This is a genomic window from Peribacillus simplex (assembly GCF_030123325.1).
GTDB lineage: Bacteria > Bacillota > Bacilli > Bacillales > DSM-1321 > Peribacillus > Peribacillus simplex_D.
Map to the genome: position 1 here is coordinate 2,373,501 of NZ_CP126106.1, position 18,091 is coordinate 2,391,591.

The 18,091-nt window shown below is 40.3% G+C and carries 14 protein-coding genes; 13 read left to right on the forward strand and 1 reads right to left on the reverse strand.

Features of this window, described 5'->3' with window-relative positions; translation table 11 throughout:
• Nucleotides 1-111: 111 nt before the first annotated feature.
• The 5 genes from QNH43_RS11295 to menC all read left to right on the forward strand — a co-directional run bounded on the left by QNH43_RS11295 (nucleotide 112) and on the right by menC (nucleotide 5,885).
• Nucleotides 112-966 (forward strand): MurR/RpiR family transcriptional regulator, encoded by an 855-nt coding sequence (locus QNH43_RS11295; protein ID WP_283917893.1) that lies wholly within the window; start codon nucleotides 112-114, stop codon nucleotides 964-966.
• A 47-nt stretch (nucleotides 967-1,013) separates the two neighbouring features.
• Entirely contained in the window at nucleotides 1,014-2,144 is a 1,131-nt protein-coding gene (locus QNH43_RS11300; RefSeq protein WP_283917894.1) for an amidohydrolase, read from the forward strand.
• Nucleotides 2,145-2,180: 36 nt separating this feature from the next.
• A complete protein-coding gene (locus QNH43_RS11305) occupies nucleotides 2,181-3,665 on the forward strand; it encodes an amino acid permease (protein ID WP_283917895.1) in 1,485 nt (494 codons plus the stop codon).
• 162 nt (nucleotides 3,666-3,827) lie between these two features.
• The gene (locus tag QNH43_RS11310) at nucleotides 3,828-4,658 is read left to right on the forward strand and encodes a GNAT family N-acetyltransferase (protein ID WP_283917896.1); all 831 of its coding nucleotides are present in this window, start codon (nucleotides 3,828-3,830) and stop codon (nucleotides 4,656-4,658) included.
• Between the two features lie 111 nt (nucleotides 4,659-4,769).
• A complete protein-coding gene (gene menC / locus QNH43_RS11315) occupies nucleotides 4,770-5,885 on the forward strand; it encodes an o-succinylbenzoate synthase (protein ID WP_283917897.1) in 1,116 nt (371 codons plus the stop codon).
• Between the two features lie 179 nt (nucleotides 5,886-6,064).
• Here the strand turns inward: menC and QNH43_RS11320 are convergent, their stop codons facing one another.
• On the reverse strand, nucleotides 6,065-6,907 hold the full coding sequence (locus QNH43_RS11320; RefSeq protein WP_283917898.1) for a YitT family protein: 843 nt from the start codon (nucleotides 6,905-6,907) through the stop codon (nucleotides 6,065-6,067).
• A 757-nt stretch (nucleotides 6,908-7,664) separates the two neighbouring features.
• On the opposite strand from QNH43_RS11320, the gene QNH43_RS11325 reads away from it, so the two are divergent.
• The 8 genes from QNH43_RS11325 to QNH43_RS11360 all read left to right on the forward strand — a co-directional run bounded on the left by QNH43_RS11325 (nucleotide 7,665) and on the right by QNH43_RS11360 (nucleotide 17,905).
• Nucleotides 7,665-8,264 (forward strand): nucleotidyltransferase family protein, encoded by a 600-nt coding sequence (locus QNH43_RS11325; protein WP_283917899.1) that lies wholly within the window; start codon nucleotides 7,665-7,667, stop codon nucleotides 8,262-8,264.
• A 125-nt stretch (nucleotides 8,265-8,389) separates the two neighbouring features.
• Nucleotides 8,390-10,549, forward strand: coding sequence for a xanthine dehydrogenase family protein molybdopterin-binding subunit (locus QNH43_RS11330; protein WP_283917900.1), 2,160 nt, complete (start codon nucleotides 8,390-8,392; stop codon nucleotides 10,547-10,549).
• Complete coding sequence (locus QNH43_RS11335; RefSeq protein ID WP_283917901.1) at nucleotides 10,546-11,013, forward strand: (2Fe-2S)-binding protein; 468 nt, start codon at nucleotides 10,546-10,548, stop codon at nucleotides 11,011-11,013. The genes QNH43_RS11330 and QNH43_RS11335 overlap by 4 nt, the downstream gene beginning before the upstream one ends.
• Nucleotides 11,007-11,873: an FAD binding domain-containing protein gene (locus tag QNH43_RS11340; protein WP_283917902.1), complete on the forward strand. Its 867-nt coding sequence runs from the start codon at nucleotides 11,007-11,009 to the stop codon at nucleotides 11,871-11,873. The genes QNH43_RS11335 and QNH43_RS11340 overlap by 7 nt, the downstream gene beginning before the upstream one ends.
• A 25-nt stretch (nucleotides 11,874-11,898) precedes the next feature.
• Nucleotides 11,899-12,693: an XdhC family protein gene (locus QNH43_RS11345; protein WP_283917903.1), complete on the forward strand. Its 795-nt coding sequence runs from the start codon at nucleotides 11,899-11,901 to the stop codon at nucleotides 12,691-12,693.
• Nucleotides 12,694-13,008: 315 nt separating this feature from the next.
• On the forward strand, nucleotides 13,009-13,386 hold the full coding sequence (locus QNH43_RS11350; protein WP_283917904.1) for a hypothetical protein: 378 nt from the start codon (nucleotides 13,009-13,011) through the stop codon (nucleotides 13,384-13,386).
• Nucleotides 13,387-14,556: 1,170 nt separating this feature from the next.
• Entirely contained in the window at nucleotides 14,557-16,530 is a 1,974-nt protein-coding gene (locus QNH43_RS11355) for a transporter substrate-binding domain-containing protein (RefSeq protein ID WP_283917905.1), read from the forward strand.
• A 19-nt stretch (nucleotides 16,531-16,549) separates the two neighbouring features.
• Nucleotides 16,550-17,905 carry a sigma-54-dependent transcriptional regulator gene (locus QNH43_RS11360; RefSeq protein ID WP_076368922.1) on the forward strand — a complete coding sequence of 452 codons (1,356 nt, stop codon included), beginning with the start codon at nucleotides 16,550-16,552 and terminating at the stop codon, nucleotides 17,903-17,905.
• The last annotated feature ends 186 nt before the right edge of the window (nucleotides 17,906-18,091 follow it).

Consider the following 18,091-nt stretch of genomic DNA (forward strand, 5'->3'; position numbering starts at 1 on the left):
AAAAGCTTCTTCTTTTTCTAATTAAATTGTGATAGTGTATAAAACAAAGAAGGATTACCTTCATCATTTTAATTATAAGAAGTATTTAATTCGTCGGAAAGGGGTAATATTTTGGAACATCTTCCTTTTAAATTATTAGTAAAGGAAAAATTTGACCATTTATCGGCAGGTCAAAAAAAAGTTGCCGCTTACCTGATTGAAAATTTGGATGAAGCCGCCTTTAAAACGGCATTTCAAATTGGTCGGGAAGCGGAGGTTAGTGAAACGACGGTCATTCGGTTTTCCTATTCATTAGGATTTGAAGGGTTTAGTAAAATGCAGGCCAGAATTCAAAAACAGCTGCTGCACCAAAATCATATGGACATATCCAATAGTGATTCGATTCTCCGCATTGATGACAAGCAAGATCCATTCACCAAAGTGATAGAAAACGAAGTTCATATTTTAAGACATCTATTAGATCATACGAACGTTCAGGATATATGGAGAGCAGTCGATGTCTTGATCCAGGCTGACCAAATATTAATTGCAGGGCATCGCATTTCCCATGCCGCAGCCTATTGGTTTTCCTATACGCTAAGTTCGTTAAGGGAAAATGTAAGTTTATGTTCACCAACAGGTGACTTCTATGAGAAGTTTTGTAACCTCACTAACAAGTCTGTGATAGTCGTTTTTTCCTTTCCGAGGTATGCGAATGAAACATTAAAAGTTGCTGAGTGTGCCAAAGAACAAGGAGTTTGTTTAATTTCAGTTACAGACCGCCTGCTGTCACCTGTTGGCCGCATCGCTGATATTGCATTGACAACTGAAGAAAACGCAGAAACCGGAACCAATTCAATCGCTTCCGTCATCAGCTTATTGGACTTGGTTATTGCAGGCATACATCAAAAGGACGAAAAACGGATCCACACCCATCAGCAAAAATTAGAAAGGCTATATTCAAGTTATGAAGTGTTTAATGAATGAGTCTTTTAATAAAGTTAAAATTCATGTAAAGGAGGAGGTGCATCATTATGAACCCGATTCAATATATTGATCAGCATCAAGAATCATTGATAAAGTCCTACCATGACCTGCATGCTTTGGCTGAGCCAAGCTGGCAGGAGGAAAGATCGTCTTGCTACATATTAAAATGCCTTAGGAAAGCGGGAATGACCACAAAAACATTTAAAAGCCATCATGGAATCATTGCCGAGATTCCAGGCATCTCCAAAAAGGTCGTGGCATTAAGGGCTGATATGGATGCGCTTGTTCAGGAAGTAGATGGAGTTGTAAAGGCCAATCATTCATGTGGACATGACGCACATAGCACAATGGTTTTATATACAGCATTGGCCATTGCCTCCAGTGGAATCCGGCCTAAACATACTCTCCGATTCATATTTCAGCCTGCGGAAGAAAAAGGAGAAGGCGCCCTTCAAATGATCAATGATGGAGCATTGGAGGATGTTACATATTTATTCGGGGTACATGTAAGACCCAGTACGGAGGTTCCTTATATGAAAGCTTCCCCTGTCATTGTCCATGGCTCAGCCGAAACGATAAGGGGAACAATCAAAGGTTTACAAGCCCATGCATCCCGACCGCAAGATGGAATAAATGTCATCGAGGCAGCAGCTTTGCTTATACAAAAATTACAGCAGATTAATCTAGATACCGAAACTTCTTATTCAATCAAAATGACTCAATTTCAAACAAACAACAATGTATCAAACGTTATCCCGGAAACAGCTGACTTTGCAATTGATGCAAGAGCTCAATCAAATGATGTAATGAATGAATTAAATCGCTTATCAGAGGAAGCTTTTGACCAGACAATGCAACAAACTGAAACATCCATCTCCTGGTCTGCGGAAGAATTCGTCCCAGCTGCGAGTTTGCATGAAAAAGCCATAAAGCTGGCTGAAGCCGCCATTGGAGAAATCCTTGGGACGGAAAATGTCGTTCCGGTCTGCATTTCTCAAGGAGGAGAGGATTTTCACTTTTATACAGCCAAAAATCCTGATATAACAGCAACCATGATAGGGTTAGGCTGCGATTTAACGCCTGGTCTGCACCATCCGGATATGAAGTTTAATTTACGAGCACTTATTTATGGAACGAAAATTTTAATTAACACAGTAATGATGGCGACAGAAGAATAGAATTTTTTCGATAAAAATCTACTGAAGGGGTGTTTTATGGAAAATACCGCACATACATCACAAACCGGGGATCAAACAGCTACTGATGGAAAACAACTGGAGCGCAAACTCAAGCCAAGGCATCTTTCCATGATTGCAATCGGCGGAACCATTGGAACGGGGCTATTTTTAGCAAGCGGTTCCATTATTCATACTGCGGGTCCCGGAGGAGCTGTAGCAGCTTATATAATTGCCGGAATCATGGTTTACTTCCTGATGACAAGCTTAGCCGAAATGGCTGCCCTCATTCCTATTACAGGCTCTTTTAGTACCTATACATCAAGGTTTGTCGATCCGGCTTTAGGATTTGCGATCGGATGGAACTATTGGTATAACAACGCAATCGTAGTCGCGTTGGAATTGGCGGCTTCCTCCCTGATCATGAAATATTGGCTGCCTTCTGTTCCAGGCATCATTTGGAGCGCATTATTTCTTGCCCTCATATTTGGCCTGAATGTTTTATCGGTAAAAGGATATGGAGAATCAGAATTCTGGTTTGCCATTATAAAGGTTTTGACGATTATCATTTTTATAGCAGTGGGGTTATTGATGATTGTAGGAATCATGGGAGGGGATGCCGTAGGTTTTGAAAATATCACCAAAGGAGAGGCACCGTTTAAAGGAGGCTTTTTATCCGTTATAAGTGTCTTTATGGTGGTCGGATTTGCCTTCCAAGGCACCGAGTTAGTAGGAATTGCGGCCGGCGAGAGTGAAAATCCGAGAAAAAATATACCCAAGGCCATTAAGCAAATCTTCTGGAGACTGCTCTTGTTTTATGTATTGGCGATAATCGTGATTGGATTTTTAATCAGCTATAATGACCCGCGTTTGTTAAGCTCTGATATAGAAGATATTGCGGTAAGTCCCTTCACTTTAGTTTTTCAAAACGCTGGACTTGCGATCGCTGCATCGGTTATGAATGTGGTCATTCTTACTTCTGTTCTTTCTGCAGGCAATTCCGCCATGTACGGTGCTTCTCGTGTCCTTTGGGTGCTGGCAAAAGAAGGCAAAGCCCCTTCGTTTCTAAAAAAAGTGAATTCAGGCGGCATTCCAGTTAACGCTGTGTACTTTTCTACCATCGTTGGGATGGCAGCTTTCCTGACCTCTCTTTTCGGCGAAGGCATGATTTATTCTTGGTTATTGAATGCTGCAGGATTATCCGGCTTTTTATCCTGGTTAGGAATTTCGATTACACATTATCGATTCAGGAAGGCATATATTGCACAAGGAAGAGACTTGAAGGATTTGCCTTATGTATCAAAATGGTACCCCTTCGGTCCGATATTAGCCACATTATTATGTGTTACGGCTATCCTGGGACAAAATTACTCTGCCTTTTTCGGCCCTGAGATCGACTGGTATGGAATATTAATTTCTTATATCGGGCTTCCTTTATTTTTCCTGGCTTTTCTAGGTTATAAAATCGTAAAGCGAACAAAAATGATTCCATTGCAAGAGGCTGATTTCAGTAAAGTTGAATAATCTTCTTTTGTTCAAAAAACAGGAGAGTATTTCATCTTAAACATAGTATTTAAATGATAGCTCCAGTGCCTAGTAACGACAAGCCGTCGGCAGTGGTAATTACTTGTCCATCTTATGTTGGGTCGAAAAAGGCACTTGAGCTTTATTCCTAGGAGGTTGGACATGACGAAAACACAGGAAATTGCAATTCGTTCTCTTCATCGAATTGAAGAGCTAGAGGACGTAAGAAAGCTAGAATCCGCCATTTGGGGAGAAAACGACTCGATCCCCACACACCAAACCATAACAGCTGTGAAAAACGGTGGTTTGGTTCTAGGAGCTTATTGCGAGGAGAAGCTGATCGGATTTCAGTACAGCTTTCCGGGATTCAATGGGCAAACAGCCTATCTTTGTTCACATATTCTAGGAATAGATGAGCAATTCCGCAACAAAGGAATAGGGGAGAAGTTAAAGTTAGCCCAACGTGAGGAAGCGTTAAAGCTTGGCTTTTCCCTTATTACCTGGACTTACGATCCTTTGGAAAGTATTAATGGGTATTTAAATATAGCCAAGCTTGGTGGGGTCTGTTCCACATATATCGCAAACTGCTATGGCGAAATGGACGATCTTTTAAACAGCGGAATTCCATCTGACCGCTTTCTTGTCGAATGGCATATTGGTAAAAAGGAGACAACGGATTCTAGTGGACGGGGAATCCCGCTGGAATTTGTGATGGAAAACTCGCTTATTCAATGGGAGACCATCGAAAAGGGAGTGCCTGTTCCTTCTTGCACCCTTCCACTGCCTGAACAAGAATGTGATACAGCTTTTGTGGCCATTCCAAAAGACTTCCGAACAATAAGGGGCACAAATAGTCAAGCAGCCAATGAATGGCGGATGAAAACCAGGGACACATTTACCGATTTATTTCAGCAAGGATGGGAGGTAACAGATTTTATAAAGAATTCCATGACGGAAATTCCCGTTCAGTTTTATGTGCTGACAAGGAAATAAGCAGGTGAATTTTAATAAGAGCTCGTAATTTCAGGCTGCTGTCAGCCTATTTAATAAAAAATTGGTAAGACTGTGTCTTTTAACAGTATTATCACAAAGGAGAATTTCCAAGTGAAAATTAAACAAGTTATTCTAAGGCATCTTAAACTAGACCTGCTTGAACCTTTTACAACTAGCTTTGGGACCGAATACAATAGGGATTTCATCCTTGTAGAAGCAAAAAGCGATGATGGCATTTCCGGTTGGGCTGAATCGGTTGCGATGCTCGACCCTCTGTATAATGAAGAAACCTTAAAAACAAACTGGCATATACTCGAGGATTATCTAATTCCAATTATCCTTAAAAATGAAATCAAGCATCCGGATGAACTCTCTGAAAAATATTTCTCCCATATTCGCGGCAATTATATGGCAAAAGCCGCTTTAGAGGGTGCAGTTTGGGATCTGTATGCGAAAAAGCAAGATGCTTCACTCTCAAGTGTATTAGGTGGAACAAAAAAGAAAATTGAAGTGGGGGTAAGCATCGGGATAAAGGACTCGATCGATTCGACCCTAGATATGATTGAAGCTCGTCTCGGTGAAGGCTATAAACGCTTTAAACTAAAAATCAAACCGGGCTGGGATGTTGAATTAATAGACAAGGTCCGAAAAGTATATCCTGAAATCCCGCTCATGGCAGACGCAAATTCAGCTTATACCTTACAAGATATAGATCGGCTATCCGCCTTGGATGATTATAAATTAATGATGATTGAACAGCCGCTTGCCTATAACGATATTATTGACCATGCAGATTTACAGTCAAGGTTAAAAACACCTATTTGCCTGGACGAAAGCATTCACTCCTTAGAGGATGCAAGGAAAGCTATTAAATTAGGCAGCTGTAAAATTATTAATATTAAGATTGGTCGTGTCGGAGGTTTGACTGAATCCAAGAAAATACATGATTTATGTCTTGAACATGAAATTCCGCTATGGTGTGGGGGTATGCTGGAATCAGGCATTGGAAGAGCGCATAATATTGCCATTACATCGCTGCCAAACTTTACTCTTCCGGGAGATACGGCAGCTTCCTCGCTCTACTGGGCAGAAGATATCATTGACCCTGAAGTTACAGTGGAAAACGGAATAATCAAAGTTCCGGAATTGCCCGGAATTGGCTATGAACCAAGCTTGGAAAAAATCAATAAGTATACTATACATAGTCAAACATTTAATTTAAGTTAGAAGTAGTTAAAAGAAAAAGGGCAGTCACTAGCTTCAACATCTATTTTCCTTACATAAAGGCATGATTCCCCATGAAGGGAACATGCCTTTTTTTAAACAAAACAATAATGATTGGAAGTACTTGAAATGCCACGGCAAAGATAAAGACTAACGGATGATTTCTTGTGATTACTCCTTTTTCACCAAACATTTTTGAAATTACCAATGACTTTATGAGCTGGCATGGCAGAAATAAATGCACGATCATCTATACTTTGTACAGTTTGACATAATTCTGCCCATTGGATATTCACAATCACACAAAGTATGACTTGTTTTTCACTATGTGAGTAAGCCCCTAAAGCTTCCCAAGATGTAACACCGCGATGGAAAGCTTGATTGAGAGCTTCAGATATCTCTGCTCCCTTATCCGTCACTATAATTACTGAACTTCTTTCCGCAATATTAAGTAAGGATTCATACGTTTTAGCTCCTACATATAACGAAAGAATGGTAAACATAGCTGCCTGAACATCAAAAATTACAGCAGATATAGCAACAATTATCAGATTAACGATAAGACCAAATTTAGAAATGGACAGATTTTTGTGTTTTGCAATGATCCGTCCAAGGACATCCAATCCGCCATTTGAGCCGCCTACACGAAGCATGATGGCTCCGCCAGCAAACGAAACTATACCCCCGAATATTGAGGCTAAAATAACATTTTCTGTCCACATGAGACGAATAGGGATAAAGTGTAAGAATATGGTGTCAGAAATGACGGCAAGAATCGTATAAATGATAAATTTTTTCCCTAAATGGATATATCCTAAGATTAAAAGTGGAATATTATAGATAAAATACTGCACTCCCACTGACCAATGAAAAAAGTGGTACAAAATCATACAAATCCCAATGATACCTCCAGAAAGTAAATTAGCTGGAAGTAATAATGTATTTGCACCAATAGCAATTAACAAACTACCAAATATAATACTCAATACCTCAATAACAATACGGTATTTCCCTTTATTTCTCATATTGCATCCTTTCTTCAATTTAATGGTAAAATAGAATATTCTCATTCAGAATTATACATGAAAATTTGATTAAACGTATACTACTTGTAGGAAAAACAATTCAACAATCTAATCCGTTTGGTACAGAATAAAAAATTTTTTAAGCCATACTCACCCTATAATTTGATAGATATAATAAATTAAACGTAATGGCTCGTATATGTACAAAGTTATAAGTGATTCAGTATCTATTAAACATTCATTTATCGACATTTTCCAAAACATTCATCTTATTAATGGGCAATAAATCTATTATGAGGAAGATAAAAAGGCGTCTATGCGAACATCATAGATGCCTTTTATTTTATTAAGAATTGAAAGAGGAGAATATTCTTGTTTTTCGGTATGTCCTAAGATGTATGGCTAAGAGAAGGCTATATCAAAGTCATGAGAGCAAAGTCTTCTTTATATTCTAAAAAAATTATCGTTCTCTGATAATTCAATAATTTTAGTTTCTTCAATTAAACCTTGGTCAATACTTGACATTCTTTCTCTTAAAATAGGGACTATGTATTGTCGTTTTATATCTTTTGATAATTAAAAAATAGTATCAAGTTGGTAAATAAGTAATATAATGAGGATTTTGCGCATATAAAGAAAAAACACTATCCAGATTCTTTAATTAAAATTCAAAGCATAAACAATCAATGATTTCTTAATAGTCAATACAGCTTTTATTGTGAGAATTAAGGAAAATGATAGGTAGAAGGTGACAAACATGGAAGCAATCGTCCTAGCTGCTGGATATTCCAGCCGAGCGAATGCATTTAAAATGACTTTGCCGATGGGGCAAATGAGTGTGTTGGAGCAAACGATCTCTAAATTTGAAGGATTATGCAGCAGGGTCATCGTCGTAGCTGGGTTTCAAGCGGAAATCATCCAAGAGGTAATTGCCAAAATCATCAGTGAAAATGCCTATTCATTTAAGATCAAGTTTGTTTATAATGAAAACTTTAACCAGGGAATGTTTCATTCCATTCAAAGGGGCTGCAACGAAGTAAATGCCCCAACCTTCTTTATAACACCCGGAGATTGTCCGCTTGTTAAAAAAGAGACTGTTCAGCTACTAGCAAAACACAAAGGAAACGTAGTTATTCCCAGCTTTGACTATAAAGGCGGCCATCCCATTAAATTATCAAGCGAAGTGAAACAGAAAATTCTTGAAACCAATCCAGAGAGTAATTTGCGTGCGGTCCTGAGCGGTTACGAAAAGCAATACATGAATGTGGATGATGTGGGAGTATTAATGGATGTTGATACACCGGAGGATTACCAAAAAGCCATTGATTATGCTAAAGCTTTAAATTTCTCGAAGTAAAACTATAATTAAAAACTACGGAAATCTTGAATAGAAATGAATAATTCTCATTGATAAAATCGTAGGCAGAGGTTTCTATTCAGAATATGTCCCTTTAAAAAAATGAGTCGAAGGGTGTTGTTGCAATGAATCTCAAAGACATAAGCACCTCAGTGCCCAAAAAGGACCATAAAGGTAAAGTATCGGGCCAGTTGCCCTATATTAGTGACGTGAAAGTGGAAAATATGGTTTATGGTGTTTTGTATCGATCGCCAATTGCTTATGGAAAAATCATATCCATTCAATTACCTAACCTTCCAGAAGGGTATGAAGCTGTTGGAGCAGAGCATATCCCAGGACCGAATTATGTCAAAATTATCAAAGAAGATCAGCCCATTTTTGCCAATGAGTGGGTCAATTATATTGGTGAGCCGATTCTCATGCTCACGGGCAAAGACCTGGATATCCTGTACAGTTTGTTAAATGGAGTGAAGGTTGAATTTGAAGAACATCAGGCTATCTATACATTGGACGAAGCGATCAAGCAAAAATCAGCATCCTTAGTTTTGGCAAGCTATGAATTTGGGGAAAGCTTAGAGAACATTTCAGCTATCGAGCAGGGAGCACATCAAATCATCGAAGAAGAATATGATACGGGTTATCAGGAGCATGTCTACCTTGAGCCGCAAGGAATGCTCGCCGTTTATAAGGATGATGAAATTGTCGTCCAGGGATCGATGCAATGTCTTTATTATATAAAAAATGCATTGCTAAGCGCATTAGCCTGTAGTGACGATGAAGTTAGAGTTGTTCAAAGTCCTACCGGCGGAGGTTTTGGCGGCAAAGAAGATTATCCTTCGATGATGGCTTGTCACGTAGCCGTTGCCGCAAGAGCAATCAAAAAATCGGTAATGCTCGTGTTCGACCGTTCTGAGGATATGCTGGTCACGACGAAAAGGCATCCGGCCAAACTCAAATATCGAACGGCCCTTGATAAGGAAGGAAATATTTTGAGCATGTGTGTTGACATCTTTCTCGATGGAGGGGCAAATGTGGGATTGAGCTCTGTCGTGCTGCAGCGCGCATTAATAAACGGTGCCGGTGTTTATAAAATTCCGCATTTTCATGCAAAAGGCTATGTCTTAAAAACCAATACCGTTCCGAACGGCGCCTTCAGAGGCTTTGGTGCTCCACAAAGCTTTGCCGGAATCGAAAGTCATATTGGACATCTTAGTAAACTGGCAAAAATCGACCCGCTTGAATATAAACGAAAATACCTCGTCAAACAAGGAGACCCCACCATCACCAAAGGTAAATTCCGCGACCCGATATTAGTGGAAGAAATGATTGAAGACGTACTAAACGTGTCAGAATACAAAAAGAAAAAAGAAGACTTTCAGCGCTTAAATCAACAAAATCAGCGCTATAAAAAAGGCATAGGAACTTCGTTGTTCCTCCACGGCTGTGGATTTACAGGCAGTGGCGAAAGAGATCATATTAAAGCAACGGTGAAGCTGGTTAAATCAAAGGACGACCAGGTATCACTAAAAATCTCAAACTCTGATATGGGACAAGGTATTTTGACGACGTTGTGTAAAATTGTCGCCAAAGAACTTAACCTCCCGTTCGAAGATATTTTGTACCCTTATCCCGACACAAAAGAGGTTCCCGACTCGGGTCCGACCGTAGCTTCCAGGACGACGATGATTGTCGGAAAATTGCTTGAACGAGCCGCAAAAAAACTTAAGGATCAGTGGCAAACAGGGGAGGAACAGGAAGTAGTTGAACACTATGTTCACCGTGAAATGATTCCTTGGGACGAGAAAACCTTCACTGGAGATGCATACCCGGCTTATTCATGGGGCGTTAATATCGTTGAAGTAGAAGTTGATACGTTAACAGGAAATATAAAGTTAGAAAAAGTATATGGCAATTATGAAGTTGGGAAGGTCATCGATGAACGGATTATGAAAGGTCAAATTGACGGTGGTTTGGCTCAAGGGCTAGCATACGGTTATCTAGAAAAGATGACGTCAAAGCAAGGCAGAATCCAACAAAAAAGCATATCTGATTATGGACCGCCGACTTCATTGGATATTGTTTCAATTGAAAGCAAGGTCTTTGATAACCCCTATGCTGATGGTCCATACGGGGCGAAGGGCGCAGGTGAATTGACTTTAATCGGAGGGGCTCCAGCAGTCCAAGCTGCAATCGAGGATGCCCTGCAAACTTCTTTTCAGCAAATTCCGATTACACCGGAAGTCATTATTGAAAGTCTTTGGATGAAAGAAGGTGAAGAGGGTTGATTAAATTCACACTAAATGGAAGAACGGTAGAAACTGACGCCCCTGCTACAGCGAGATTACTAGATTTATTAAGAGATGACTTTAAGTTAATCGGAACAAAGGAAGGCTGTGGTGAAGGGGAGTGCGGAGCCTGCAGTGTTTTTATGAATAACCTCCTGCAAAACAGCTGCCTTATTCCAATTGGCTCGATTGCTGGTGCCGATATTCAAACGATCGAAGGCATCATTGAAACGGAACAATTCAAGATTTTAGATGAGAGTTATTCCATCGCCGGGGGAGTGCAGTGTGGCTATTGCATTCCGGGGATGATTATGGCAAGTACAGCTTTGTTATCTAAAAATCCTCATCCTTCAGAGGCTGAAATTCGTGAAGGCATCTCCGGAAATCTGTGCCGATGTACGGGCTACAATATGATTGTTGAGGCGATTAACCTGGCAGCTAAAAAAGGTGATGGCTTATGGTAGAGAAAATAAAAGCGTATCGCTTCGAGCGTTTAGACGAAACGTTAAGCCAATTGAATAGTGAAGATTGTGCAATCATAGCCGGAGGCACCGATGTTATGGTTCTTCACAAAAGTAGAAGGGGAGTACCTCCGAAAATCCCTAAACCGATTGTTTTTATTAATCATCTTTCCGAATTAAAGCAGGTGTATCAACATCACAAGGATCTCCACATCGGGGCCTGCTGTACCTATAGTGAATTACTTGAAAATCCGTTGATTCCTTTTGCTTTAAAGAATGCAATTAATACAATTGCTGCCCCGGCAATTAGAAACCGGGGAACATTAGGCGGTAATATTTGCAACGCCTCTCCAGCCGGTGACATGCTTCCTTTATTATATGTATACAATGCAAAGCTTCTGTTGCGCTCTGTAAATGGTGATCGCATGGTTGCGATTAGCGATTTTATTCAAGGTCCACGACGGGTTCAACGCTTTCACAATGAAATAGTAACGGAGATTATTCTGCCGTTCGTATTAGAAGATTCACATGTCTTTTTCGAGAAAGTCGGCAACCGCAACGCAGATGCCATTGCCAAAGTATCGTTTGCGGGTTTCGTCCGGATAAGCAAAGATCGAATCGATGACATTCGATTTGCCTTCGGGGCGGTCGGACCTACGATGGTTCGTTCCATTGATATTGAGAAGAAGCTGGTTGGAAAAACGATACCATTAGCCGATGGAGACATCGCTGCGATTGTGGCAGCCTTCGATAAGATCATTAGACCAATCGACGATCAACGCTCCACTGCGGCTTACAGAAAAACCGTTGCGTTATATCTTTTACGTTATTTTCTTAGCATGAAGCAATATCAACCGAATTAATGTTTTAAAATAGGGGGGACTTTTCATGCTGCTGATGGAAAAAGTGTCCATGCTGACGCGTCAAAACGAATCCTTTGCTTTAGCCATGATTATTGAATCAAAGGGCTCGACTCCCAGGCATGTTGGAAAAATGATTGTCTACCGGGATGGTACCATTGAAGGGACTGTCGGAGGGGGCTTGGCTGAACACTATGTGATCGAAGATAGTGTAAAGGCGATCCAAAATGGCCAATCGAAAATCGTTGAATATAAATTGAATAAACATGCAAAAGACGGAATTCAGATGAATTGTGGCGGCACGTTACGGGTCTTTATTGAAGTCTATACAAGCAGGCCTGAACTCATTCTGGCTGGGGCCGGTCATTTAGGACATGCGTTGGCAAAGCTCGCTGATTTCCTCGAATATCCTTATTGCATTGTCGATGATCGCGTTGGTTATTGTACGAAGGAACGCTTTCCCAATGCGACAAACCTTTTTGTGAACGAGGATATTGGAAAGGCTTTGCTCGCAGCCAATCCAAATGAAAAGTCATATGTGGTAATTGTTACAAAAGATTGTGATGATATTGTATTAAAAACGGCACTGCAATTTCCGATTGCATATGTTGGGATGGTCGCCAGTAAACGCAAGGTCATAAGCATATTTGAAAAGTTAAAAAGTGAAGGGGTCACGCAAGAACAGTTGGAGCAGGTCCATTCTCCAATCGGATTGGAAATTGGCTCGGAAACATCAGAAGAAATTGCCATCAGTATTATCGGACAAATCATCAAAGTAAGCAAGGAAAAAAAGCCTGTAAAAGTGAAACAATTAATTAGATAAGTAGAAGGGTATAACACCTGAGGCAGATAAAGCTAAATCACAATGTTTAATAGACAATGGGGTCAGTCACCGCTGTGTTAAAGTATTAACTCAGTGGGACTGACCTTTTTTCTTTGATAAAAGCTAGAAGCAGGCCCTTGCTCTTCAGGGTGGGTTTTTTGTAAGGAGTTCCCGATTTAGCGCATGAAGTAGTGGATATACAAAAACGCTTCATGAAAAATTGAACCTTTGGATAGATGATAATATAAAAAATATTGATTAAAATTATATGGAGAATAATGTGTTTCAAGTCAAAACGGGTGAGGAGGAATGAGCATGAAAATGTTTAAAATGAGTGCTGTGGCATTGGTCGCTGCGTTGTTGTTCCCTTCTTCTACATTTGCAAGTGGCTGGGATTACTTAGGAGAACAATCTCTTTATTCTAATGGTGCTGAAAGTGATGTGTTTGCCTCAACTGGTGGTGATTATAAGATCTGTCGGGATTCTTACGTGGGTCCAGCTGGTAAGTTAAAAGTTGAATTATGGGAGTATGATCCCGACAGTTATAATGATTATGTAGGGGTAAGATATTTAGATCGAGGCGAGTGTGGCATTTTCCGGGGTATTGGTAACTTTGTTGATGGAGGAAATGAAGCAGAATTTTTTGCGAAATCAAGGACTAACAGTGATATGCATTTAATCTTTTATGATTAATTCACTATCTGAATAAAAAAAAGACCTGGGATTGATTTGTAAAGGCTAAAGACCCTTTTTGCATCCAAACAAATTCGTTTAATCAATAAAACGTGACTATTGCCCTTGTATCAGCCAGAAAAGTTGGTACAGGGTTTTTATTTTGTTTGGCTACCTTTACGTCCCAAGGAAAATAGCGAAATGTTGGAAGCTTTGCCATGTTATTTTTCACAGGCGGGAAACATCCCTCACAATGCAACATAAATCTTTTCCTGTTCATATAGTGAGGTCATCTTCACGTCATACCAACCTCCACAAAATAGTCATAGCAATTCTCTCTTATCGATTAAATTATTTTTTTAAAACCACATCTCCATTAGAGGATGTTACACCAAAATAAACCCCTTGGGAGCCATGGGGTTTTTTCACTTTTATTATTCTAGAAATACAGAATACAAGAAAAATGATGGAATAAATATTTCATAAATACCCGACTTGAATGATGCAAATAAATGGGGCGTTTCTACAACATTCTGTACGTGTCGCTTCGGCATTAAATGATTCGATAACGACGAACTGTACGACTCATGCTTCGCCTAAATTCCGTAGGTCTCTATACCATCTACGGCTACTGCCGCCATACCGAACGAGCCGGAAACCGTAAGAATAAGGGATTAAAGGATTATTAGAATAAAAGGTCACAAGGATAGCAGCCACTCGGCTGCTATTTTTTTATTTATTTTTTCCCTTTGCCATCCGAATCGTAAAACAGCGCAGGCCGGCTAACCTCACCCGAACCTTTCCGGCAGGAAGCTAAGACGGCCAGTCAATCGATCAGGGGCAAAACACTTTTTGATTAGGGGCGCTATCGCAACATCAAGAAATTTTTTGTGCTTAATCCCTTTGACCGATTGCCTATGCGTGTTTTTAGTTCTACATGTCAAAGGGGAAAAATAATCCCCCTTTGGGAAACTAATTCGCTTCGCTCCCCGATTAATGAACATTATCTACAATCCATTTGCCATTCAAAAAAATATATTGTAATTCGACTTTCTGCCATGTATGGTGTTATGAAATGCACATTAGCTTTTCTTATATACTTTAAAAAGTTATCATGATAGAGTCTCTGTACATTGTATATATACACATTGATGTTACAAAACTGTATGTATGGAAAAAAGGGGTGAGGCGATGAGAAAGTTACATATTAACTGTGCCGTTATAACCGTCTTCCTTTTCTTTTTTGGCTGTTTCTTTCCTTTTGCCGTGCATTCGGAAGCCCAAAAAGTGATTCGGGTTGCAGGGGATAATAACTTTCCACCTTTCGAATACTTGAGCGATTCGGGCGTTTATACCGGTTTTAATGTAGATATAATGAATGCCATTTCCATCGAGACCGGCATTAGGTTTGAATATTATCCAATGCCGTGGAACGAGGCAGTGCAAGCTATGCGCTCTGGAAGAGTTGATGCGATTCAAGGCATGAAGTACAATCAGGAACGTGAAGAGATTTATGATTTTTCAGCTCCGTATTTTACAAGTTCACAAGGGATTTTTGTGTTGAAAGATAACATGTATATCCGAAAAATCGAAGATCTTAAAGGCCGGAAAGTAGCTGTCCAAAAAGGTGATGTTGCAAGCGGTCTATTAAGTAAAGTAGATCGTTTGCAATTGGTGGAAACTAATAATCAACAAGAAGCCGTTCAGTCGTTGATTGACGGAAAAGTGGATGCTTTCATTGGAAACCGGATTACGGGTCAATATTTTCTTCAGAAAAATGAGCAGCAATCACTCATTAAGATTGTCGGTGAGTCACTTGACACAACAAATTATGCCGTCGCTGTGATGCCAAAAAATAAAGAGTTGCTGACACTATTCAATCAGGCAATTTCTCAAATCAAGAAAGATGGGACGTATGAAAAGATAGAGAAAAAGTGGTTCGGGGAATATATCCTGCCGAATACTCAACGACTACGCAAAACGCTGTTGTATTTGGAGATTGGTCTTTTTATTACCTTCATTGTAATTTCTCTCATCTTATGGTGGAATCTCAGCCTTAAACGAGAAGTGGCTAAGCGAACCGAGCAAATTGAGCACGTGAATAAAGACTTGGAAGAGAAGATGCTGCTACTTGAGGAAAACATCCATTTTCAGCAGCAAGTATTAAACAGTGCATACAGTTCGCTTATTACATTGAATCAGCAAGGTCTTGTATCAATGATCAATGTTAGGGCTATGGATTATTTGGAGTTGGACGGTAATGTTGTTAGAAAACCTTTTCAGGCTCTGCCCATTACCTATTTCATCCCGGAAAAGGAGATTAAGGCTGCGTTAGAGAGAAAGAGAGTTTTCTTACAAAAGGAAACGGTGTGGTCTCAGAATGCGGGCAAAAAAAGGTATATTACTTACAGCGTGTACCCAATTCAGACTATTGGGGGAGAAAGTGTAGGTGCGGTGTTGAATTTTTTCGATATTACGGAACAAAAACAGCTGGAGAGAAAGGTGGCCCAGGATGACCGCTTGCGTTCATTGGGACAACTTGTGGCGGGTATCGCACATGAGATAAGAAACCCGTTAACATCGATCCTTACCTATACACAATTACTGCCGAAAAAATTTGCAAGCGCAGATTTCCGTACATTCTTTTCCGAACAGGTCACTAGTGAAATTACCAGACTTAATACATTAATTAACGATTTGCTCGATTATTCCCGTCCTAAAAAATCAGAACCTGTCACGTTTTCGCTCAATGAGACCATGGAAGGGATTGAGCTATTGCTTAAGCCGAAAATCAAAGAAAAAAACCTGCGTATTGTTCGTGAGTTCGCCGGAGACATTCAGACAACGGCAGATACACAGCAGATCAAACAAGTGCTGGTGAACGTCATTCTCAATGCCATTCAGGCGTCCAATATAGGGGGAACCCTTATTTTTCGGGCATATTATCGGGATATGTTCACTGTCGTTGAAATCGAGGATGAAGGCATCGGCATTTCGGAAGAAGACATTGATAGGATCTTTGAACCGTTTTACACCAGGAAACCGAATGGGGTCGGGCTTGGGCTTTCTATTTCGTATCAGCTTGTCAAAGAAAACGATGGTACTATTGAGACAAGAAGTGAAGTAGGAAAGGGTACAGTAGTGACCATTTGTTTACAGCATTAATACAGAAAGGGTGAAGACGATGCACGATATCATGATTATTGATGATGAGCCAACCATTTGCCAGTCACTAACGTTTGCATTGGAAGACCAGTATCGCGTTTATTCGTTTACAGACCCACGTGAAGCGCTTCCACTTCTCGAAAGAGCGGAAATCGCCATCGTTTTGCTGGATTTGAAAATCGGGGAATACAATGGGATGGAAGTGTTAGAAGAAATCAAGCGCCTCTCCCCCTCGACAGTCGTCATCATGATGACGGCCTATGGTACCATTCCATCTTCCGTGGAAGCAATGCGTAAGGGGGCGTTTTCCTATGCAACAAAGCCTCTTCATATTGATGAATTGGAAGTGCTGATGCAAAAAGCAGAAGAAGTGTATACGCTTCAGTCCAAAGTGAAATGGCTGAGTGAAGAATTGGATAAGGTGGCAGGTGTGAACGGCCTTATCGGTGAAAGCTTGTCAATGCGCAAAATATTCTCCCTAATCGAAAAAGTGAAGGATATCGATTCTAACATTCTCATAGAAGGGGAAAGTGGAACAGGTAAAGAAGTCGTCGCCCGAACGATCCATAATCAAAGCAAGCGCAGAAACAAAAAGTTTCAAGCCATTAATTGTGCCGCCATTCCGACTCACCTGTTGGAATCAGAATTATTTGGATACGAAAAGGGCGCATTTACAGGGGCGACACAGCGGAAGTATGGACTTTTTGTGTTGGCGGAAGGAGGAACAATCTTTCTTGACGAAATCGGTGAGATGGATTTGGCGCTGCAAGGTAAAATTTTGCGCGTTCTACAAGAGAGAAAGGTAATGCCCGTTGGAGGGATGGAAGAAGTCAGCATCGATGTCCGTATCATTGCTGCGACAAACAGAGACTTGGTCAAAGAAGTAAAAGAAAATCGATTTCGTGAAGATTTATATTACAGATTGAATGTGATTCCGATTCACCTTCCGGCTTTACGTGAACGAAAAGAAGACATTCCATTGTTGTTGGAATTTTTCATTGCCAAAATCGGCGATAGAATGGGAAAACCTGTAGAAGGAATTTCCCATGAAGCGCTGCAGCTTTTACAGCAATATGACTTCCCAGGAAATATTCGGGAACTCCAGAACGTGATTGAAAGGGCCATTGCGCTTACGAATGAGTCTTATATACAGAAATCCGATTTACCTTCCGATATCCAAAAAAGTTCGCGCGCATTTTTCGGCAACACTTTGATCCCTGTCTATGTCGGCGAACCGCTTGAAGAAATCGAAAAAAGAGTGATTCTTCATAACCTTGCCGCTTTTAACGGTCATCAAAGGAGGACGGCGCAAACAATTGGCATCGGGGAGAGGACATTGCGAGATAAGTTGAAGAAATATCGGGAAGAAAAGTAGGCGGAAATTGCCGAGCGGCAATTTTCGCCTACTTTTTATTTTGAATATATCTTAATTATCCACTGTTTTTAAGGCGATGAACCTGGCATGAAACTTGCTTAATTAATATTGCAGTACAACCATTAAGCAGAATGGAGGGAATATAGATATTACACCATAATGGTTTACAGTGCTGGACTGGGAGTT